This window comes from Roseixanthobacter liquoris (assembly GCF_043195135.2).
GTDB lineage: Bacteria > Pseudomonadota > Alphaproteobacteria > Rhizobiales > Xanthobacteraceae > NCEH01.
Window position 1 is genome coordinate 420,537 of the sequence record NZ_CM195537.1, and the last position, 20,940, is coordinate 441,476.

Sequence of the window (20,940 nt, forward strand, 5' to 3'; positions counted from 1 at the left end):
CTCAGGTCTGGGCTTCGTCGGACGGGTCCTCGTCATCCGCGCCGTCGGCGGGGGTGTCGAGATCGTCCTGCGAAATCCAGCCGGCCACGACTCGGGCCTGCATGATGATGTGTTCCGCGTCCTCGCGGCTCAGCTCGAAGCCGTCGAGCGCGCCGGGGAAGCGGGTGGTCTCGCCGTCCTTGCGCTCGGACCAGCCGGTCAGGTCGTCGGTGGCGCAGCCGGCCAGGTCTTCCACGGTCTTGATGTCGTGCTTGCCGAACGCCACCAGCATCTTGGACGTGACGCCGGGCACCGTGGCGAGCGCGTCTTCCACGCCGAGTTCCTTGCGCTCGTTGTCGAGCGCCTCTTCCACGTCCGCGAGATGCTTCAGGGCACGCGCCTGCAATTCGCCGGCGGTCTCCTCGTCGAAGCCCTCGATGGAGGCGAGTTCGGAAATCGGCACATAGGCGATTTCCTCGACGCTCGCGAAGCCTTCGGAGGCGAGCAACTGGCCCATCATCTCGTCGAGATCGAGCGCTTCCGCGAACATGGTGGTGCGCTCGGCGAATTCCTTCTGGCGCCGCTCGCTCTCTTCCTGCTCGGTCATGATATCGATGTCCCAGCCGGTGAGCTGGGAGGCGAGGCGCACATTCTGCCCGCGCCGGCCGATGGCCAGCGAAAGCTGCGCGTCCGGCACCACGACTTCGATGCGCTCGCGATCCTCGTCCAGCACCACCTTGACCACTTCGGCCGGGGCGAGCGCATTGACGATGAAGGTGGCGATGTCCGGGTTCCAGGGGATGATGTCGATCTTCTCGCCCTGCAGCTCGTTCACCACCGCCTGCACGCGCGAGCCGCGCATGCCGACGCAGGCGCCGACCGGGTCCACCGACTGGTCGCGCGAGATCACCGCGATCTTGGCGCGCGAGCCGGGGTCGCGGGCGACCGCCTTGATCTCGACGATGCCGTCGTAGATTTCCGGCACTTCCTGGGCGAACAGCTTGGCCATGAACTGGGGATGGGTGCGCGAGAGGAAAATTTGCGGCCCGCGCGGCTCGCGCCGCACGTCGTAGATATAGGCGCGCACGCGGTCGCCGGTCTTCACCACTTCGCGCGGCAGCAGTTCGTCGCGCCGCAGGATGGCTTCGCCGCGGCCGAGATCGACCACCACATTGCCGTATTCCACCCGCTTCACGAGGCCGTTGGAAACCTCGCCGATACGGTCCTTGTATTCGTCATACTGGCGGTCGCGCTCGGCCTCGCGCACCTTCTGCACGATCACCTGCTTGGCGCTCTGCGCGGCGATGCGGCCGAAATCGAACGGCGGCAGGGTATCGGCGATGGTGTCGCCGACCTGGGCGGCGGGATTGTGCCGGCGCGCGCCTTCGAGCGTGATCTCGGTGGCGAAATTCTCCACCTCGTCCACCACCAGCAGATGGCGGGCGAGCCGCAATTCGCCGGTCTTGGGATTGATGTCGGCGTGGATGTCCGTCTCCTGGCCGTAGCGCGAGCGCGCGGCCTTGGCGATGGCGTCTTCCATGGCGGCGATGACGATGCTGCGATCGATCGTCTTCTCGCGGGCGACCGCTTCGGCGATCTGCAGCAGCTCGAGCCGGTTTGCGCTGACGGCAACCATCAGTGCGTCTCCTTCGCTTTGGCATTGCCGCCCTTCGCCTTGCGGGCGGACGGCTTCGATTGGGACTTGTCGGCCTTGGGCTTCGCGAGCTTGCGCGGCTGCAAGGGTTTCGCCGGCTTGGATTTCGCCGGATTGACGGGGGCGGCGGGCGCCTCCGCGGCCTCGTCGGCGAGATCGTCGAGCGCGCTGTCGGCCAAGTCCTCGTCCGCATCTTCCATCGCGCGGCCGGCGGCTTTCGCCCGGCGCAGCGCCTCGGTGATGAGGTCGTCGGTGAGGATCAGCCGCGCATCGCCGATATCGGCGACCGGCAGGCGCGAGACCGGATCTTCACCGGCCGGCGCATCGGGACGGCGCACCAAAGCCAGGCCGCCCTCGGTGCCGAGCAGGATGCCGCGGAAGCGCTTGCGGCCCTCCAGCGGCACGGCCATTTCCACCTTCACCTCATGGCCCGACCAGCGGTCGAAATCGGTGAGGCGCACCAAGGGCCGGTCGATGCCGGGGGAGGAAATTTCCAGGCGATAGGCGGAAGCGATGGGGTCTTCCACGTCGAGCACGGGGGAGATGGCGCGGGAGACGGCTTCGCAATCGTCGATGGTCATGGAGCCGTCGGGCCGCTCGGCCATGATCTGCAGCGTGCCGCCGTCGCGGGCCGTGTGCTTCACGCGCACCAGCCGCATGCCGAGGCCGGTGAGCACGGGACCGACGATGCCGGCGACGCGCGCGGCCACACCCGTCTCAATGATGAGGCGGGGCTCGTTCAGGTCTGCGGTGTCCACACCGTGGGTCGCTTGCGTATCGGTCATGTCCCTCGGGGACGTCTTTCTTTTCCTGTGGCGCGGATGCGCCGAATTTTTACCGGCGCGTGTGCGCCGTCTTGTCGTGCGGCGCGTGGGCGCCGAACCTTGGCCTTTTCGCCGCCTTCACCCCGCACCCGTCCCGCCCGAGGGGGCGGCGACGCGGACCGGATCGAAGGGTTTCGAAAACGCAAGCGTGCGGGCCTTCTGCGCCCCGCGGACGATCGCGTAAACGAAAATCGAGCGGGTCCCGGCCGGGGCCCACTCTCATCACCTTCGACGACGATGGCTCTGAGGTATCCCCGTTTGGGGGACAGCGCTAATATAGACGGAACGGCGGGGGATGCAAGGGCGGGGGATGGGTGGGGGATGGGCGGGGGATGGGCGGGGGAAGACACCTCCCTATAGGGGGCCGGCCACTATGGCGACTACCCGAATTGATCCCATAAAAAACTCAATATTGAGTACACAAAATGGAAAAATATAAAAATCGAATTTTTCAAAATCTATCCGGCGTTTATTTCATCAAGCTTTTCTATAAACGATCGATCTCCGAACTGCTCTATCACCAACTTTTCCAATTCTCCGTATACCGGTATTTTTATATCTATAAATGGTTTTCTTTCATCGTCAATAAACGCCTGAAATTGACCATCATCGCTTTTTCTTTTTGATCGCTCAAATATTTCTCTATATCTCCTCGGCGAAACTCCGTAAAAGTGCTCAAAAGATACAGCCGGATATTTGCTATACTGCCCTCTATCATTGTTTTCAATTTGAATTGAATCTGAGTGAAGATCAGAGGCAAGGCTTTTTGGATATGGTTCTAGAAATATTACTTTGCTTAATCCGGCAGAAACAATATGTTTCGCGCACATATGACAGGGAAACGTCGTTGAGAAAAGAGTACCAGACTTAACAGAGCGCCCTGTTCTAGCCGCGTCACAAATAGCCGACATTTCCGCGTGAGTAATACGACCGTACTCAAGCGCATCCATAATCTGCGCTTCTTTGATATTATTATTTTTTAATATATCATTAACGTATTCATCTGGGATAAATCGTCCGAGAAGATCGAATGTTATTTCTTTTTTTTCGCCGCTCATTACTATCAGATCCGTGCATATACTCTCGATCATCAAATGGATCATCGCACCAATACGTTCCTCCCGTTGCCTTAGGCACTTCATTGGAACCGAGTGAAATAATTTCGCGTTCCTGCGAAAATATCGCGGCACCCACCTGCCTAGATAAATCCAGAGACCGTAAAGCTGCGGCCTTAGCAAGGAACATCCCATATTCGATATGCGTAGGCGAGATCGAATTTGAAGAGAAAACTAAATCGCAAAACCTACTTATCTGCTCGTTGATAGACACAGGAGCGTCATGGCTAACAATTAAATCCGCATCATGAAATATTTTCGCCACGCGTTGGCCATGCGAATGATCGGATTCATCCTCATCTTTCTGAATTAACGCCTCTGCATCGGATCTAAATTTACTCGTCCCAACAACATTCTGACTTTTCGCAAACAGTCTTGACAAATGGTCAACCCTTGCACCCTTACGGGAATAAACTGAAATTTGAAAAAATAATCGGCCATAAATACTTCTCAATAAATCAATTTCTTCCTTCCTTTTAAACTGATGGATGAGGAATGCTGTTTTTTCAAAAGGTGTTGAATTGGTTATATCTGCAAACCTAATTCGCTTTTGAACTATTTGCCTTATGGACGACACTCCTAATATTGCATCGTCATCAAAATGAGAACGCAATTGATTACCATACGAAATATAGGAATAGTATCTTTTATCTAGTGGACTTCTAGATAATTCTACTTTTGGGATGATGTAATTTTTCAATGCCGGAAATACGTCTGTGGCCTTTATCTCAACGACTTGATAACCTGTTTCAGCTAGTTTTTCTCTGAAATCCGCCAAAACTGAGTTCAAATCCGCGCCGATCGGTGCAACGAAACCAAAAAAAAGTTCCGGAAATTTAATTCGTTGGACCGTGGTTCGCATGGATTCACCGCGACTCAGGAGTGTGATACGAGTTTAACGCTTCGGCAGGAGGATGGAATGCGCGGATTGATTCCAAAACGGAAAACCCGTGAAGAACTCGAAGACGCAAACCGCAAGCTGCTCGCAAAACACGAAGCACTTCTGCGTGCTTGGAAAACAGCGTCCACTCAACGCAATGAGGCTACAGAGCGCCAAGATATCGCTGGCACGACCGGGCATTTGCAGCCCACAGCTTAATTGCAAAAGTGAGGCTTAAGCCTCACCCCCTTACAAACTCCAGATACGTCGGCACGCGCCCTTCCCGCAGGGCCTTGGCCTCGTAGCGGGTGCCGGGCCAGCCGGCATAGGGCAGGCGCCAATCGTCCGCCGTGCGGGCGGGCCAGGTGAAGGCGCCGTGGGCGCGGATCTCGCGCAGGGTCCAGTCCACATAATCCGGCACGTCGCTGGCGAAGCGGAAGGTGCCGCCGGGCGGGAGCGCGCGGGCCAGCAGGTCCAGATTGTCGGCGCGCACGAAGCGGCGCTTCCAGTGGCGGCGCTTGGGCCAGGGATCAGGATAGAGCAGGCTCGCGCCGGCGAGCGATCCTTCCGGAAGGCGCGCCAGCAGCAGCGCCGCATCGCGGTCGAACAGGCGCACATTCTCGCGCGGCACCGCCTCCAGCGCCGTCACCGCCTTCACCATGCCGTTGAGAAAGGGCTCGACGCCGATGAAGCCGGTGCGCGGCGCCTCCGCCGCCCGGGCCAGCAGATGCTCGCCGCCGCCGAAGCCGATCTCCAGCCGCACCTCATCCACCGCGCTCGCGAACAGATGGCGCAGGGACATATCGGGGGCGATGGTATCGAGGTCGATCAGATAGCGCGGAAGAACATCGCGCAAAGCCGCCACCTGGTTGGGCCGCAGCGGCTTGCCCACCCGCCTCCCGTAGAAGGCGCCCTTCTCGTCATAATCGGCAATCATGGGTCTTCGTTCTGAAACCGGCGGCACGCGGCAGGATTTTACCGCCCCGCCGAAATTCGGGAAAAAACATTCGCCGAAAGGACGCGGAAAAGCCCCGAAAGCCTTACGGAGAAGTGCCGAAACGTGCCGAAAAAACGCGTTCGGCAGGCGGGAATGGCTCCCCGCCTGCCGACCGAAAATGTTTCACGTGAAACCTCAGAGCGCGGACTTCAGCGCATCCACAAGGTCCGTCCGCTCCCAGGAGAAGCCGCCGTCGGCATCCGGCGTCCGGCCGAAATGGCCATAGGCGGAGGTGCGGGCATAGATCGGCTTGTTGAGCCCGAGATGCTCGCGAATGCCGCGCGGGCGCAGGTTCACCACCTCGCGCAAGATCTTCTCCAGCTTGGCTTCTTCCACCTGGCCGGTGCCGTGCAGGTCCACATAGACCGCCAGCGGATCGGACACGCCGATGGCATAGGCGAGCTGGATGGTCGCGCGGTCGGCAAGGCCGGCGGCAACCACGTTCTTGGCCAGATAGCGCGCGGCATAGGCAGCCGACCGGTCCACCTTGGTGGGATCCTTGCCGGAGAAGGCGCCGCCGCCATGGGGCGCCGCTCCACCGTAGGTGTCCACGATGATCTTGCGCCCGGTGAGGCCGCAATCGCCATCGGGCCCGCCGATCACGAACTTGCCGGTCGGGTTCACGTGCCACACCGTCTCGGGGGAAATCCACCCGTCCGGCAAGGCCTTGGTGATGTAGGGCTCAACCAGCGAGCGCACGTCGTGGGAGGTGAGGTGCTCGTCCAGATGCTGGGTGGACAGCACGATCTGCGTCACGCCGACCGGCTTGCCATTCTCATACTGCACGGTGACCTGGCTCTTGGCGTCCGGGCCGAGGGCGCGGGTCTCGCCGGAGCGGCGGGCTTCCGAGAGCGTCTTCAGGATCTTATGGGCGTAGAAGATGGGAGCCGGCATCAGCTCGGGCGTCTCGCGCACGGCATAGCCGAACATGATGCCCTGGTCGCCCGCGCCTTCATCCTTGTTGCCGTCGATGTCGACGCCCTGGGCGATGTCGGCGGACTGCGCATGCAGCACCACTTCGATATCGGCATTCTCCCAATGGAAGCCGGCCTGCTCGTAGCCGATGTCCTTGATGGCAAGGCGGGCCTTGTGGGCGATCAGGTCCTTGGTGATGGTCGAGGGGCCGCGGGTTTCGCCGGCGATCACGACCTTGTTGGTGGTCGCGAGCGTCTCGGCCGCCACGCGCACCTGGGAGGGATCGAAGCCCTGCTCTTCCGACACGCGGAAGAAGGTATCGACCACCTCGTCGGAGATGCGGTCGCACACCTTGTCGGGATGGCCCTCGGACACGGACTCACTGGTGAACAAATAGGATTGACGCGACATCTGCTTCCTCTCGCCCACCGACGGAGCTCGCGGTCCTTGTGTCAAAGGCCTGCGAGCCGGTCAAGACCGGCTCGCGGGACTATTTGGATTCAGACCAGCCGCTCCGCGGCCTCCTCCTCGCCAGCGATCGCGGTCACCAGTTCCACGATGCGGCGGCGGATCTTGGCGTCGGTGATGCGCATGAAATTGCGGGTCAGGACGAGGCCGTCGGATGTCGCAAGGAAATCCGAGACATAGGCTGGCGAGTGCGCTTCTCCGAAACCTTCGGAATCGGTGGTCAGAGACGGCGCGCCTTCGAAGAAGAAGGCAACGGGCACGCTGAGCACGAGCGAAATCTGCTGCAATCGGCTCGCACCGATTCGGTTCGTGCCTTTTTCGTACTTCTGGATCTGCTGAAAGGTGATGCCGAGGCTCTCACCAAGCTTCTCCTGGCTCATCCCAACCATCATGCGTCGCATACGCACGCGGCTACCTACATATTTATCAATAGGATTTGGCGCCTTCTTGGCCATGTTCTCTCCGGCTGGATCGGAAATGTGTCACACTTCGCATCGCGAAGGCTGCCCTGACGCCGCGAAGATACGCATACATGGTTAGCGCGTCGATCAACTTTTGCGTGCAGCTTGCATGATCCGCAAGCCTCCGGCACCCAGCCACGCGGACATAAGAATCAAAAGAAATATGGATAGGACGATGGAACCACCGACGCGAGAAGCGGGAGGCGGATTCTCCAACGCTTGCGGGAGGTATCCGTCCACTACACCGTGTATGTCCAATCCCAAATCTGCGACAATACGTCCCAGCGGATCCACAATCGCGGAAATGCCCGTATTTGCTGACCTCACCAAAGGCAAACCCTCCTCGATCGCGCGGATGCGCGCTTGCAGGAAATGCTGGTGGGGCCCCGGCGTCTCGCCGAACCAGGCATCATTGGTGACGTTGAGCAGGAAGCGCGGGCGCGGACCTTCGGGAATGACGGCCCCGGGGAAGATGGCCTCGTAACAGATCAGCGGCGCAGCCAGGGGTGCCCCGGGAATATTCAGGGCCTGCAAGGCTTCCCCAGCGGAAAACCCGCCTCGCACCCGGGTCAGCTGTTCGAGGCCGATGCGCTCCAGGAACGCCTGGAAGGGCAGATATTCGCCGAACGGCACCAGATGCACCTTGTCGACGCTCTGGAGCACGGTGCCATCCGCCGCGATGACACGGATGGAATTGAAATAGGGCGACACCTGCCCGAGCGGCGGGGCGCCGTAGCGGGCGGCGCCGGTCACCAGAACCAGGTTGCGCGGCAGGCTTTCGCCGATTCGCCGGGCCGCCCACGGCTCGCGCTCATACAGGAAGGGAAAGGCCGATTCAGGCCAGATCAGCAGGCTCACGTCCGTGAGTCCCCCGGGATATCGGGCGCTCGGCGTGGCGCTGAGGGCGAGATAATCGTCGAGAATCGCCTCGCGCCGGCCATAGGCAAATTTCTCGTCCTGCTGCAGCGCAGGTTGCATCAGGCGCAGGTTAACGCCGGGCACGGAGCCAACCTGCGTGTGCGCCAGCCGAAGCGCGCCGGCGCCATACATCGCGCCGAGGGAAAGCCCCGCGAGGGCGAGAAAGCCCAGATCGCGCCGCCGCGCACCCGCAGAAAACACCAGGACCGGCGCAGCCAACAGCAGGATCGTGAGAAACGTCAGCCCGCCAATGCCAATGAGCGCCGTGCTCTGCGCCAGGGCGAGATTCTCGGCCAAGGCATAGCCGAACGTGTTCCAGGGAAAGCCGGTGAGCACATGGCCCCGCAGCCATTCGGCACCCCCGAGGCCGGCGGAAAGCGCACACAGGCGCGCAGCCCCCCGAGACCACAGCAGGCGCGCGGCCAGAAGGCCGAGCGCGGGAAACAGGGCGAGGCCCGCCGGCAGGCAGACGACCGCCACCGGCAACAGCCAGGCAAAGACATCCGCCTCCACCAGGAATGCGGCGCCGATCCACCACAAGGAGCAGAGGAAATAGCCGAAGCCGAACCACCAGCCGATGGCCGCCGCGGTGCGCAACGGGCGCCGCGTGCCCTGGCGCGTTCCATCCAGAAGCAGCACCACGACGGGAAAGCTGATCGCCAGCACCGGCCAAAGACCGAACGGAGCGGTGGACAGGGCGGCAAGCGCCCCTGCGCCAAAAGCCGCCGCGAGGCGGCGCCAGCCCGCAAGCGCGCTCACCCTGCGGGCGAAGAGACCGAGCGTCAGGGCAAGACGCGTCAGGATCCGGCGTGTCACGCCTGATCGCCGTCCGAAGCCTCTGCCGCGTCGTTCTCCGCCTGCGCGGGCGGGAGAATCCGCAACATCTTGACCCGGCGCGGATCGGCGTCGAGCACCTCGACGCTATGGCCGCCCGGCAAGGTGATGATCTCGCCCACGGCCGGAACGCGGGCGGCGATCGTCACGATCAACCCGCCGAGCGTGTCGACTTCCTCCGCCACATGGGCGGGGGCGAAATCCTCGCCCAGCACGTTCAGCACATCCTCAAGCGGGGTGCGCGCATCGGTGACGAAGCTGCCGTCGCCCTGGCGCTGGATCAGCGCCGCCTCGTCGTCATGCTCGTCCTCGATCTCGCCGACAATCTCCTCCACCACGTCCTCGATGGAGACGAGGCCGTCGGTCCCGCCATATTCGTCGATCACCAGGGCAAGATGGGTGCGCGCAGCCTGCATGGAGACCAGCAGATCCACCGCCGGCATGGAGGGCGGCACATAAAGCAGGCGCCGCACCAGGCCTGCATCGGTCAGCGACTGGCGCAGATCCACCTTCGACAGGTCGATTTCCTTGTCGACGGGATGGTCCTCCGCGCCGTCCGGCAGCGGTCCGGTCATGAATGCCAGCAGGTCGCGGATATGGACCATGCCGACCGGGTCGTCGAGATCGTCATCGAACACGACCAGGCGGGAATGGGCGGCATTGGCGAAGGCCACCATCAATTCGCCCAGGGACACATCCTTCTGAATCGCCACGATCTCGGACCGCGGGACCATGATATCGCCGATGCCGACCTCCTTCAGATGAAGGATGTTGCGCAGCATCTTGCGCTCGGATGGCGAAAACTCGCTCACCTCCCCGGAGCTTCCGCCTGCCTCCTCAAGCACCTCGACAAGGTCGGTGCGCAAGGAGCCATGGGGTCGGAACGTCCCGAGGAGGGCACGCAATCGATCGATGAAACTCTGCGGCTCCGCGGAGGCGGGGTCGCTCGACTGGTCGATGTTGGACATGGTCTCCCTTTGGGGTCGGCCTCAAGTTTCCGCGGGCAACGCATAGGGGTCGGAGATGCCGAGCCCCTCCAGGATGCCACGCTCCATTTCTTCCATCTCTTCCGCCTCGGCATCGTCCTCATGGTCGAAGCCCAGCAGATGCAATGTTCCGTGCACGACGAGATGCACCAGATGATCCTGCGGCCGCTTGTCCTCGGCCTGGGCCTCGGCCAGCACGGTCTCCAGCGCCACGATGACATCGCCCAATGGCTCCGGCGTGACATCTTCCGGCACTTCGGCGGCGGGGAAGGACAAAACGTTGGTCGCCTTGTCCTTTTCGCGCCACTGTCGGTTGAGCACGCGGATGCGCGCATCGTCCGTGAGGGTCACGCTCATCTCGGCCGCGCGTGCGAATGCATCGCCGCAGGCCGCGAGCGCCGCCTGGGCGGCGCGTTCCGCGAGCGCAGGCGCCTCCGGCACGCTTTCCCACCGCGGGTCCTCGACCAGAATGTCGATCGCGAACCGGTCGGGCGCGGGTGCGGTGGGTGCGGCGCGCGTCATGTCAGCCCGCCTTGGCGGCAAGGCGGGCCGCCTCGTGGGCCTCGTAGGCGGTGACGATGCGGCCCACCAGTTCGTGGCGCACCACGTCCGCCGCCTTGAACTGGGTGATGCCCACGCCCTCGATCCCGTCCAGCAGCCGCACCGCTTCCGCAAGGCCGGAGGTCTGGCCCATGGGCAGGTCGGTCTGGCTGGCATCGCCGGTGACGATCATGCGCGAGTTCTCGCCCAGGCGGGTGAGGAACATCTTCATCTGCATGGAGGTGGCATTCTGCGCCTCGTCCAGGATCACCGCCGCGTTGGAGAGCGTGCGGCCGCGCATGAAGGCCAGCGGCGCGATCTCGATCTCCCCGGTCTGCAAGGCCCGCTCGACGAAGGCGCGGTCCATGAGATCATAAAGCGCGTCATAGATCGGCCGCAGATAGGGATCGACCTTTTCCTTCATGTCGCCGGGCAAGAATCCGAGCCGCTCGCCCGCCTCCACCGCCGGGCGGGACAGGATGATGCGATCCACCATGCGCCGTTCCAGCAGGTGAACGGCATAGGCGACGGCGATCCAGGTCTTGCCGGTTCCGGCCGGGCCGGTGCCGAAATTCAGGGTGTTGCGCTTCAGGGCGCGGATATAGGCATCCTGCGCCGCCGTGCGCGCCCGCACCGGGCGCCGGCGCAGCTGGATCTCGTCGAAGGCCTGGCCTTCGGCCGGGTCGAAATCGAACAACGAACCCTGCGCCACCGCTTCGCGGATTGCGCCTTCAACGTCCCCGACGCTGATCTCCCGGCCGCGCTTGAGGCTCTCGTAGAGATGCTCCAGCACCTTGCGGGCCTGCTCGCAGCCTTCGCGCCCGCCTTCCAGGCTGACGTGATTGCCGCGCGAATCCGCCTTGACCCCGAGCTTGCGCTCGATCAGGGCGAGGTTGCGTCCGTAATGGCCGAACAGCAGCGTCGCAAGGCGATTGTCGTCGAAGGCAAGAACCACCTGAGCCGGGGTGTCGTCGCCGTTTATGGCCCAGGGATCGCTGATGGCCGCCCGTGCGGGGGCCTGCACCGAAGGAGAAGGACGGTCTTTATCGGCGCCGGACTTTCGCAAGCTCAAGCCTCCATGGCGGCGAACGCGGGTGCGTCCGCGGGCGAGGGAACAGCAATGACGCGGCCCGCGAGGCTGTTCGGCCCCACGTCCGTGATGGTGACCGTAACGAAGGCGCCGATGCCCACCGGCGGATTGCTCACCACCACCGACTGGAGATAGGGCGAACGGCCGATGAACTGGCCCTCCTGGCGACCCGGCTTTTCCAGCAGCACATCCAGGGTGCGGCCGAGGCAGGAGCGGTCGAAGGCGCGCTTGGAGGCTTCCAGCGCCTGCTGGAGGCGGGCGAGCCGCTCGGTCTTCACCTCTTCGGGAACCTGCAAGGCGAGGTCTGCCGCCGGCGTGCCGGGGCGCGGGCTGTATTTGAAGGAATAGGCGCCGGCAAATCCCACCTCGCGCACCAGATCCATGGTCTCCTCGAACTCGGCATCGCTCTCGCCCGGGAAGCCGACGATGAAATCCGTCGAGAGCGCCATGTCCGGCCGCGCGGCGCGCATGCGGGCGACGATATCCAGGAACACGTCCTTGCCGTGCTTGCGGTTCATGGCGGCGAGCACCCGGTCGGAGCCGGACTGCACGGGCAGATGCAGATAGGGCATCAGCGCCGGCAGGTCGCGATGGGCGGCGATGAGGTCCTCGCCCATGTCGCGGGGATGGCTCGTGGTGTAGCGCAGGCGGGCGATGCCCGGAACCTCCGCCAGCGCATGAACCAGGCGCGCCAGCGTCCACACCCTTCCGTCGGGGCCGAGGCCGTGGAAGGCGTTCACATTCTGGCCGATCAGGGTCAGCTCGCGCACCCCCTGCTCTGCGAGGCGCTCCGCCTCCGCCAGGATCTTCGCCACCGGGCGGGAGACCTCGGCGCCGCGGGTATAGGGCACCACGCAGAAGGTGCAGAACTTGTCACAGCCTTCCTGCACGGTGAGGAAGGCGGTCGGTCCGCGCTTGCGGGTGGCGGCGTCGCTCGGCGCCGGGAGATGATCGAACTTGTCCTCGACCGGAAATTCGGTGTCCACGGCGCGCACGCCGGCCTTCACCTGCGCCAGCAACTCGGGCAGGCGGTGATAGCTCTGTGGCCCCACCACCAGATCCACCACCGGCGAGCGGCGCATGATCTCGGCGCCTTCCGCCTGGGCGACGCAGCCGGCGACGGCCACCAGCGTGTCGCGCCCGTCCTCGGCCTTGGCTTTGCGCAGCCGGCCCAGCTCGGAATAGACCTTCTCGGCCGCCTTCTCGCGGATGTGGCACGTGTTCAGGATGACGAGATCGGCATCAGCCGGATCGTTCGTCTCCACATAGCCTTCGTTCGCCAGGGTGTCCGCCATACGATTGGAATCGTACACGTTCATCTGGCACCCGAAGGACTTCACATAAAGCTTGCGGGGTTCGTGCATGTTTCGCGTTCTGCCAACTCCACCATCGCGCATGGGCGCGACGCTCCCGTGACGCCCGCGCAGTCCGCCCCCGATTGAAAACCTGGAACGTTTGTCTTACCGGCAAATTGGCGTTTTGGGAACTCAGGCCGCGGGTGCGCGGCCCATCAAACTCGTCTCGCTGAGCCGGCGCACGGCCTCTTCGCTCGTCCGGGTCACGGCCTTGCGATCCGCCGCGCCGTCGAGCGCCTCGGGCTCACCGAACGTGACCTCCACGTCAATGGCGCCCTGCCGCAGCACTTCCAGCAGGTGGGGCGCCAGATCCATGTCGCCGAACCAGGCGGCGATTCCGCGATGGGAGCGGCCCATGGGGATGCCTTGGATCTTCACATAGGCGACGCACAGGGGCTGGACCAGCACCTGGCCGTTGGCCTTAAAGGTCTCGCGCACCGCCCCCACCAACGCCGAGCGGAAGGGCAGGATGCGGTTGCCGTCGCTCGAGGTGCCCTCCGCGAACAGCACCACCGGATCGCCCTCCGACAGGCGCGCGGCGATGGCGGCATTCACCTCTCCGGTGGCATGGCGGCGCTGGCGATCGACGAAGATGGTGCGCTGGAAGGCCGCCAGCAGGCCGATCAGCGGCCAGCGCGATACCTCGCTCTTGGCCACGAACACCAGCGGCGTCAGCGATCCGAGCACACAGATGTCGAGCCAGGACACATGGTTGGACAGCAGCAGCAACGGCCGCCCGGCGGCCGGCGCGCCCCGCACATGCCGGCGCACGCCGATCAGGAACAGGACGATGCGGTGATACAGCAGCGGAATGGTGCGCCGGCTGGGCAGGTGCAACTTCAGCGAAACCCATTGCAAGGGAATGCCGATCGCCGTGACGAGCCCCACAAGCGTGAGGATGACGCCCACCCGCACGGTATCGAAAGCGCCGCCGAGGCGGGGCTGGTCCGGCCCGAGGTCGGGCATGGGCTCGGCATCGAAGCTGGAACGCGGCATCGGCTCCGCCGAATGGCCGAAGAAGGAGCGATGCTTGCGCGGGCGCTTCGTGCGCCCGCCCGCCAGCTCGTCGAAAATATTGACCTCGTCGCGGGGGGCGCTCACGAGGGGTCCTCGTCCAGCGGCAGGACATGCAGCTCAAGGCGGTGCCCGACGAGGCGATAGCCGAGCCGGCGCGCGATCTCTTCCTGGAGCCGCTCGATCTCCTCGGAGCGGAACTCGATCACCTTGCCGCTGCGCAAATCGATGAGATGGTCGTGGTGTTCCTCGGGCACCGGCTCATAGCGGGCGCGGCCGTCGCCGAACTCATGGCGCTCGATGATGCCGGCATCCTCGAACATCTTCACCGTGCGATAGACCGTGGAAATCGAGATATTGTCGTCGATGGCGCTGGCGCGGCGATACAATTCCTCGACGTCGGGATGGTCCTCGGCGGCCGTGAGCACGCGCGCGATCACCCGCCGCTGGTCGGTCATGCGCATGCCCTTGGCGGCGCAGGCGTGCTCGATGGCACTGATGATGTCGCTCAAGAGCCAATCCTCACTCAAATCGCCGCTCTTATCGCCGCCCGCGCCTGTCCCCGCAAGGCATGCGCCGTGCAACCTTGGGTCACAGATCCCGGCGCATCACCAGGGCATCCGTACCGCCGGCATAATAGCCCTTGCGGCGGCCGCTCTCCACATAGCCGAGGGCACGATAGAGTCGCAACGCGGGCTGGTTGCTGTCCTCCACCTCCAGATGGGAGACCGTCACCCCCTCGCAGACCAGCCGCCTCAGGTGATGATCCAGCAGCAGCGCGCCATATCCCTTGCCGCGTGCCGACGGCAGCACGGCCAGGGAGAGAATCTCCGCTTCCGGCACCACCACGTGGGACAGGACGAAGCCGATGGGCGGTGTTTTTGGCGTCGCGCACAGGAGATGACCGCGCGCCGCGCGCTCGCTCAGCAGGCGCTCGAACTCGTCGATGCCCCAGCCGCGATGAAAGGAGGCGGCATGGATGCGCGCCAGATGCTCGCTGTCCCGTCCTTCCGCCGCGCGGATATAGGGCGGGCGCGGGCGCGCGGAGAACAGGCCCAGCAGGTTCACCGGCGTGCGATCCGCGCCCCGTCCTGGGGCTTCGCGTCGGGGGCGCGCAGATAGAGCGGGCGCGGCTCAGCCCGTGCCGGGTCGGCCACGGCGCCGAGCCGCGCCACCCAGGCCACGTCGGGCGCCGGCTGGACATCGACGCTGAACGGCAGCGTCTCGCCCGGCGGCCACGCCTCCGCCACCAACGCCGCGCCCGAGCCGACGAGGCGAATGGCGCCGATGGCGGCGGAGCGCGCCGCATCCTTCGCCGCCATGATGCGGGGGGCGATCAGCGTGCGCCCGCCGGCCCCGAACATCTGCAGGAACACATGGCCGTGGCGCGCGTCGATCGCACTCACCACCGGCAGGGTATCGTCCATGGCCAGGAACGGCGCGGCGAGGGCCGCCAGCGTCGTGACCCCCACCACCGGACGGCGCGCCGTGAGGCCGAAGCCGCGCGCCGCCGACAGGCCCACCCGCAGCCCCGTGAAGCTGCCCGGACCGACGGTGACGGCGATGCGGCTGAGGGCGGGAAATTCCAGCCCCGCATCCGCCATCACCTGCTCGACGATGGGAATCAGCGCTTCGGCGTGTCCGCGCTCCATGAGCAGCGAATCGCCCGCGACGATGGAGTCGCTTTCCGCGTCCAGCACGGCCACCGAACAGGCGGTCAGCGCGGTATCTATGGCAAGAACTAGCATGATGAATGTGGACGCCCGAATCCCGCGCCCACAATCCATCGAAAACGCATCTGACGGAAGGGGATAGTGCCAAATCCCCGGTGCGCACCGCAAATCAGCGGGGCACAGCTCAGACCGGACGCACCTCGACCACCTCGGGCACGAAGTGCCGCAGCAGGTTCTCGATGCCGTTCTTCAGCGTCGCGGTGGAGGACGGGCAGCCGGAGCATGAGCCCTTCATATTCAGGAAGACGACGCCTTCCTTGAAGCCGCGGAAGGTGATGTCGCCACCGTCATTGGCCACCGCCGGCCGCACGCGGGTCTCGATCAGCTCCTTGATGGTCGCGACCGTGTCGGTATCGGCCTCGGCGAAGAATTCCTCGGCATCGTCGCCGTCCGCCGCCGCACCTTCGGCGAGCACCGGCGCGCCGGACATGAAATGCTCCATGATGGCGCCGAGGATCGCGGGCTTCAGATGCGCCCAGTCCCCGCCGGTCTTGGTGACGGTGATGAAATCAGAGCCGAGAAACACGCCGCCGACCCCGTCCACGTCGAACAGGCGCTGGGCGAGCGGGGAACGGTCCGCCTCGCCAGAGGTCTTCAGATCAAGCGTGCCCTCGCCGAGCACGTCGCGGCCGGGCAGGAACTTCAGCGTCGCCGGATTGGGCGTCGGCTCCGTCTGGATGAACATGGTTCGCATCCTCGCGCGAAAGGGAGGCGGCCTGCGCCGCGTATATGGAGCTAAAGATAAGGTGCCGGGCGGCAAACGGAAAGGGCCGTGCCAGATCGGCACAGAGCGCGCAAACGGACGAACGCGAGGGGAACAAAGCAGGAGCGAATCGCTGGCCGGCGGCTGATGCCGTTTTGTTCGCGCGCCGGCGGGCATGACCTTGCGAGAGATGGGCGCGCTTCCCATCCTAAGAGGCGTATCATCGGCGGCGCCATAGCCGCCTCTTGGAGGAGACAATGAACTATCTGAAGACGGCGATCCTGCTGGCGGGCCTCACCGCTCTGTTCATGGCCGTCGGCTTCGCCCTCGGGGGCACCAGCGGCATGTTCATCGCGTTCCTGGTCGCGGCGGCCATGAACGTGTTCAGCTATTGGAATTCGGACAAGATGGTCCTGCGCATGTACGGCGCGCGGGAAGTGGACGATCGCACCGCGCCGGAACTCGTCTCCATGGTGCGGGAGCTGGCGGCGCGGGCGCAATTGCCCATGCCCAAGGTCTATATCATGGACAACCCCCAGCCGAACGCCTTCGCCACAGGGCGCAATCCACAGAATGCCGCGGTCGCCGCCACCACCGGCCTGTTGCAGATGCTCACCCGCGAGGAAGTCGCCGGCGTGATGGCGCACGAGCTGGCGCACGTGAAGCATCACGACACGCTGACCATGACGATCACCGCCACTTTCGCCGGCGCCATCTCCATGCTCGCGAACTTCGGCCTGTTCTTCGGCGGCGGGAACCGGGAGAACAATGCGCCGTTCGGCATGGTCGGCACCATTCTCATGGCGATCCTTGCTCCCATCGCCGCCATGGTGGTGCAGATGGCGATCTCGCGGTCGCGCGAATATGTGGCGGACCGGACCGGCGCGGAAATCTGCGGCCATCCCATGGCGCTCGCCGCCGCGCTCGCCAAGATCTCCGGCGCCGCGCACCACATCCCGAATTATGAGGCGGAGGGCCACCCCGCCACCGCGCACATGTTCATCATCAATCCCTTGTCGGGCGAGCGGATGGACAATCTGTTCTCCACCCACCCGGCCACCGAGAACCGCATCGCCGCCCTGCGCCAGCTTGCCCAGGAGATGGGCGCGCGCGGCTTCGCCAGCGCGCCCGTCGCCGCGCCTTCCGGGCCCGCGTCCCGTGGACCCGTGCCCCGCGGCCCGTGGGGCGGATCGGGCAGCGCGCAGCGGCGCGGACCCTGGGGCTGATGGGACCGGGCGGAAAACGGGCGGATCAGGCGGAATTGACGGCGCGAAGGTTCAGAAACCAGTGGCTATGGTTGCCAAGCGCCCCGCATGGCTCTAGGTGCGCGCAATGAAAACCCCGTCCCGCCCGAGATCCGCCGCCCGAAACGCCCACCGCTCGCCCGAGCGGCGCCCGCCGGAAGCCGCCGGCCTGCGCGCCCGCCTGGTTGCGGCCGATGCCCTGGACCGCGTGCTGCGCGGCAGCACCGCGCTGGAAGACGCGCTCGACAATGCCGCCGGCCTCGAGCCGCGCGACCGGGCGCTCGCCTTCCGCATTGTCGCCACCGCTTTGCGCCGCCTCGGCACCTTGCGCGCCGTTGTCGGCCCCATGCTGGACCGGGGATTTCCCAAATCCGCGCCCAAGGTCGAAACCGTCCTGCTGGTGGGTGCCGCGCAGATCCTGTTCATGGACGTGCCGGACCATGCGGCGGTCGGCCTTTCGGTGGAGATCGCGCGCGGCGACGGCACCACTTCGGGCTTCGCCGGCCTCATCAATGCGGTGCTGCGCCGCCTGACGCGTGAGGGCGCCGAGCGCCTCGCCGCGATCGATGCCCTCGCCGCCGACACGCCCGACTGGCTGCGCCAGCGCTGGACGAAAACCTATGGCGCCGAACGTGCTGCCGCGATCTGTGCCATGCACGCCCACGAGCCGGCCCTCGATCTCACGGTGAAATCCGATCCCGAAGGCTGGGCGCTGAAGCTGGGTGGCGAGGTGCTGCCCACCGGCACCGTACGCATTCTCCACGCCGGCCCGGTGCGGGCCCTGCCCGGCTATGAGGATGGCGAATGGTGGGTTCAGGACGCCGCCGCCGCCCTGCCCGCCCGCTTGCTCGGTGACGTGGCGGGCCTGAACGTCCTCGATTTGTGCGCGGCGCCCGGCGGCAAGACCGCCCAGCTTGCCGCCGCGGGCGCGCGCGTCACCGCGCTCGACCGCTCCGGCCAGCGCCTGGTGCGCCTCTCGGAAAATCTGGCCCGGCTCAAGCTCTCGGCCACGGTGGTGGAGGCGGATGCCGCTGAATTTTCCGGCGGTCCCTATGACGCGATCCTGCTGGATGCGCCCTGCACCGCCACCGGCACCCTGCGTCGCCATCCGGACATCGCCTGGAACAAGCGGCCGGGGGACATTGCCGGCCTCGCGGAGCTTCAGGGCCGGCTCCTCGACCATGCGCTCGACCTCCTGAAGCCCGGCGGCGTGCTGGTCTATTCCACCTGCTCGCTGGAGCCGGAGGAGGGCGAAGCGCAGATCGCCCGCCTGCTTTCCGCCCGTCCCGATGCGGAAAGAGCCCCGCTGACGCCAGAAGATGTCCCCGGCATCGCGTCGTTCATCACTCCTCAAGGTGATTTGCGCACTGTGCCCAGTGATTGGGTGCGGGGAGAGCCGGAGCGGTCCGGCCTCGACGGCTTCTTTGCCGCACGGATAGTGAAAGGCGGCACGCGCCGTCGGGGGTAGTCACCAGGCATGACCCGCGGAGCCCTGGCAGAACGCATGCGCCTCGCGGCCTTCGTCGCGGGGCAGGGCTGGCGCTTGCTCCTCGCGCGCCTGCCGGGCCTGCCGCTGTCCATCGGCCGGGTAAGCATTCCGGTTCCCGAGCGTCTGCTGATCGCCCCGCAGGACCTGCGCACGGGCGACGCCACCCGCGCCAGTGAGATTTACGCCGGGCGGTTCGCCTTCGCCGGCAAGATCGCCCTTCTGGACGGCCGCACGCCCTTCGAACTGGAGCCGCCTTCGCACGAATGGGCGCAGACGCTGCACGGCTTCGGCTGGCTGCGCCACCTGCGGGCGGCGAGCACCACCATCGCCCGCGCCAATGCCCGCGCCATTGTCGGCGATTGGATCCGCAATCCCGGCGAAGCCCGTGCCATCGCCGCCGAGCCGGAGGTGACGGCGCGGCGGATCATCTCCTGGCTCACCCAGGCGCCCTTCATCCTCCAGGACGCGGACCACGAATTCTATCGCCGGTTCATGCGCAGCCTCGCCCGGCAGGTGCGCCACCTGCGGCGCAGCGCGATCGCCGCGCCGGACGGCTATCCCCGCCTCATCTCCACCATCGCGCTGGTGTTCGCGGGCCTGTGCATGTCCGACCAGAGCCGGCTGCTCAAGGTCTCCCAACGCCGCCTGGAGGAGGAGCTGGACCGGCAGATCCTGCCCGACGGCGGCATCATCACCCGCAATCCCGACAGCCTGATCGCCTTGCTGCTGGACCTTCTGCCCCTGCGCCACGCCTTTGCCGCGCGCAACCAGCCGGCGCCGCAGGCGCTGATGAACGCCATCGACCGCATGATGCCCATGCTGCGCTTCTTCCGCCACGGAGACGGCGCGTTCGCCCATTTCCACGGCATGGGACACACCGCCGCCGACCAATTGGCCACCATTCTCGCCTATGACGATGCGCGCGGCGCGCCTGTCGCCAACGCGCCTCATTCCGGCTTCCAGCGGCTCGACGCCAAGGGCAGCGTGCTGATCGCGGATACCGGGATCGCCCCGCCGCTGGCCGCCGGCTGGGAGGCGCACGCGAGCTGTCTCGCGTTCGAATTCTCCAGCGGGCGCAACCGCATCTTCGTCAATTGCGGGATGACGGCGATGAACCGCGAGACCTGGTGGCAGGTGGCGCGCGCCACCGCCGCCCATTGCACCGCGGTGATCGGCGACACCTCCTCGGCCCGTTTCCTGCAATGGAAATGGCTGGGCGCCCTGGTCGGCTTCCCCATTGTCTCGGGCCCCACGGCCGTGCCGGTGCAACGGGGCAAGAGGGACGATGCCCTGATGCTGCGGGCCAGCCACGATGGCTATGCCGCGAGCTTCGGCGTCGTCCACCAGCGCTCGTTCCGGCTTGCGAGCGAAGGCGCGCGGCTCGACGGCGAGGATCTGTTCAAGCCGGCGGAAGGGGCCCCTCCCGCCTTGCCGGCCGTCGCCTTCGCCATCCGCTTCCACCTGCACCCGAGCGTGACGGTGGAGCGGCTCGACGATCCGAGCACCGTGCTGCTGTCCCTTCCCGGTGGCGAAGCCTGGGCGTTTCTCGCGCCCAATCAAAGCGTTCTGCTGGAAGAGAGCATCTATCTCGCGGCCCCTGACGGCCCGCGTCGCACCGTCCAACTGGTGATTTCCGGTTCGCTCGTCGAAACCGGCCGCGTGCTCTGGACCCTGGTGCGCACGCGCGAGCGGCAGCCCCCGCTTCCTGCGGGGGGCAGCTCTTCCGCCCGGACCCGGTGAC

21 protein-coding genes are annotated in these 20,940 nt (G+C 65.2%); 4 read left to right on the forward strand and 17 right to left on the reverse strand.

Going from position 1 to position 20,940, the window contains the following annotated elements:
* Position 1 precedes the first annotated feature (1 nt).
* The 4 genes from nusA to V5F84_RS01850 all read right to left on the reverse strand — a co-directional run bounded on the left by nusA (position 2) and on the right by V5F84_RS01850 (position 4,434).
* Entirely contained in the window at positions 2-1,615 is a 1,614-nt protein-coding gene (gene nusA, locus V5F84_RS01835; RefSeq protein ID WP_394043149.1) for a transcription termination factor NusA, read from the reverse strand.
* A complete protein-coding gene (rimP, locus tag V5F84_RS01840) occupies positions 1,615-2,418 on the reverse strand; it encodes a ribosome maturation factor RimP (protein WP_394043150.1) in 804 nt (267 codons plus the stop codon). The genes nusA and rimP overlap by 1 nt, the downstream gene beginning before the upstream one ends.
* A gap of 497 nt (positions 2,419-2,915) precedes the next feature.
* Positions 2,916-3,515 (reverse strand): deaminase, encoded by a 600-nt coding sequence (locus tag V5F84_RS01845; RefSeq protein WP_394043151.1) that lies wholly within the window; start codon positions 3,513-3,515, stop codon positions 2,916-2,918.
* A complete protein-coding gene (locus V5F84_RS01850; RefSeq protein WP_394043152.1) occupies positions 3,457-4,434 on the reverse strand; it encodes a cytidine/deoxycytidylate deaminase family protein in 978 nt (325 codons plus the stop codon). Before V5F84_RS01850 ends, V5F84_RS01845 begins: the two co-directional genes overlap by 59 nt.
* 57 nt (positions 4,435-4,491) lie before the next feature.
* Between V5F84_RS01850 and V5F84_RS01855 the strand changes: the two genes are divergently transcribed.
* The gene (locus tag V5F84_RS01855; protein WP_394043153.1) at positions 4,492-4,671 is read left to right on the forward strand and encodes a hypothetical protein; all 180 of its coding nucleotides are present in this window, start codon (positions 4,492-4,494) and stop codon (positions 4,669-4,671) included.
* A 22-nt stretch (positions 4,672-4,693) separates the two neighbouring features.
* On the opposite strand, the gene trmB is transcribed toward V5F84_RS01855, so the two are convergent.
* The 13 genes from trmB to V5F84_RS01920 all read right to left on the reverse strand — a co-directional run bounded on the left by trmB (position 4,694) and on the right by V5F84_RS01920 (position 16,448).
* Entirely contained in the window at positions 4,694-5,389 is a 696-nt protein-coding gene (gene trmB, locus V5F84_RS01860) for a tRNA (guanine(46)-N(7))-methyltransferase TrmB (RefSeq protein ID WP_394043154.1), read from the reverse strand.
* Between the two features lie 195 nt (positions 5,390-5,584).
* Positions 5,585-6,775 (reverse strand): methionine adenosyltransferase, encoded by a 1,191-nt coding sequence (gene metK / locus V5F84_RS01865; protein WP_394043155.1) that lies wholly within the window; start codon positions 6,773-6,775, stop codon positions 5,585-5,587.
* An 89-nt stretch (positions 6,776-6,864) separates the two neighbouring features.
* On the reverse strand, positions 6,865-7,287 hold the full coding sequence (locus V5F84_RS01870; protein ID WP_394043156.1) for a helix-turn-helix domain-containing protein: 423 nt from the start codon (positions 7,285-7,287) through the stop codon (positions 6,865-6,867).
* 93 nt (positions 7,288-7,380) lie between these two features.
* Entirely contained in the window at positions 7,381-9,012 is a 1,632-nt protein-coding gene (lnt, locus tag V5F84_RS01875; protein ID WP_394043343.1) for an apolipoprotein N-acyltransferase, read from the reverse strand.
* A gap of 11 nt (positions 9,013-9,023) precedes the next feature.
* Complete coding sequence (locus V5F84_RS01880; protein ID WP_394043157.1) at positions 9,024-10,013, reverse strand: hemolysin family protein; 990 nt, start codon at positions 10,011-10,013, stop codon at positions 9,024-9,026.
* 21 nt (positions 10,014-10,034) lie between these two features.
* The gene (gene ybeY, locus V5F84_RS01885) at positions 10,035-10,553 is read right to left on the reverse strand and encodes an rRNA maturation RNase YbeY (protein ID WP_394043158.1); all 519 of its coding nucleotides are present in this window, start codon (positions 10,551-10,553) and stop codon (positions 10,035-10,037) included.
* Between the two features lies 1 nt (position 10,554).
* A complete protein-coding gene (locus V5F84_RS01890; RefSeq protein WP_509277150.1) occupies positions 10,555-11,637 on the reverse strand; it encodes a PhoH family protein in 1,083 nt (360 codons plus the stop codon).
* 2 nt (positions 11,638-11,639) lie between these two features.
* Positions 11,640-13,025, reverse strand: a complete 1,386-nt coding sequence (miaB, locus tag V5F84_RS01895) for a tRNA (N6-isopentenyl adenosine(37)-C2)-methylthiotransferase MiaB (RefSeq protein ID WP_394043159.1) — start codon at positions 13,023-13,025, stop codon at positions 11,640-11,642.
* A 123-nt stretch (positions 13,026-13,148) separates the two neighbouring features.
* Positions 13,149-14,117 (reverse strand): lyso-ornithine lipid O-acyltransferase, encoded by a 969-nt coding sequence (gene olsA, locus V5F84_RS01900; protein ID WP_394043160.1) that lies wholly within the window; start codon positions 14,115-14,117, stop codon positions 13,149-13,151.
* Positions 14,114-14,494 carry a Fur family transcriptional regulator gene (locus tag V5F84_RS01905; protein WP_394043345.1) on the reverse strand — a complete coding sequence of 127 codons (381 nt, stop codon included), beginning with the start codon at positions 14,492-14,494 and terminating at the stop codon, positions 14,114-14,116. Before V5F84_RS01905 ends, olsA begins: the two co-directional genes overlap by 4 nt.
* A gap of 127 nt (positions 14,495-14,621) precedes the next feature.
* On the reverse strand, positions 14,622-15,098 hold the full coding sequence (locus V5F84_RS01910; protein WP_394043161.1) for a GNAT family N-acetyltransferase: 477 nt from the start codon (positions 15,096-15,098) through the stop codon (positions 14,622-14,624).
* The gene (tsaB, locus tag V5F84_RS01915; protein ID WP_394043162.1) at positions 15,095-15,778 is read right to left on the reverse strand and encodes a tRNA (adenosine(37)-N6)-threonylcarbamoyltransferase complex dimerization subunit type 1 TsaB; all 684 of its coding nucleotides are present in this window, start codon (positions 15,776-15,778) and stop codon (positions 15,095-15,097) included. The genes V5F84_RS01910 and tsaB overlap by 4 nt, the downstream gene beginning before the upstream one ends.
* Before the next feature lie 109 nt (positions 15,779-15,887).
* Positions 15,888-16,448 carry a NifU family protein gene (locus V5F84_RS01920; protein ID WP_394043163.1) on the reverse strand — a complete coding sequence of 187 codons (561 nt, stop codon included), beginning with the start codon at positions 16,446-16,448 and terminating at the stop codon, positions 15,888-15,890.
* 275 nt (positions 16,449-16,723) lie between these two features.
* Between V5F84_RS01920 and htpX the strand changes: the two genes are divergently transcribed.
* The 3 genes from htpX (at position 16,724) to V5F84_RS01935 (ending at position 20,939) form a co-directional block, all read left to right on the forward strand.
* A complete protein-coding gene (gene htpX, locus V5F84_RS01925; protein WP_394043164.1) occupies positions 16,724-17,692 on the forward strand; it encodes a zinc metalloprotease HtpX in 969 nt (322 codons plus the stop codon).
* Between the two features lie 106 nt (positions 17,693-17,798).
* Entirely contained in the window at positions 17,799-19,178 is a 1,380-nt protein-coding gene (rsmB, locus tag V5F84_RS01930) for a 16S rRNA (cytosine(967)-C(5))-methyltransferase RsmB (RefSeq protein ID WP_394043165.1), read from the forward strand.
* 9 nt (positions 19,179-19,187) lie between these two features.
* Positions 19,188-20,939 (forward strand): heparinase II/III family protein, encoded by a 1,752-nt coding sequence (locus V5F84_RS01935; protein ID WP_394043166.1) that lies wholly within the window; start codon positions 19,188-19,190, stop codon positions 20,937-20,939.
* Position 20,940 lies beyond the last annotated feature (1 nt).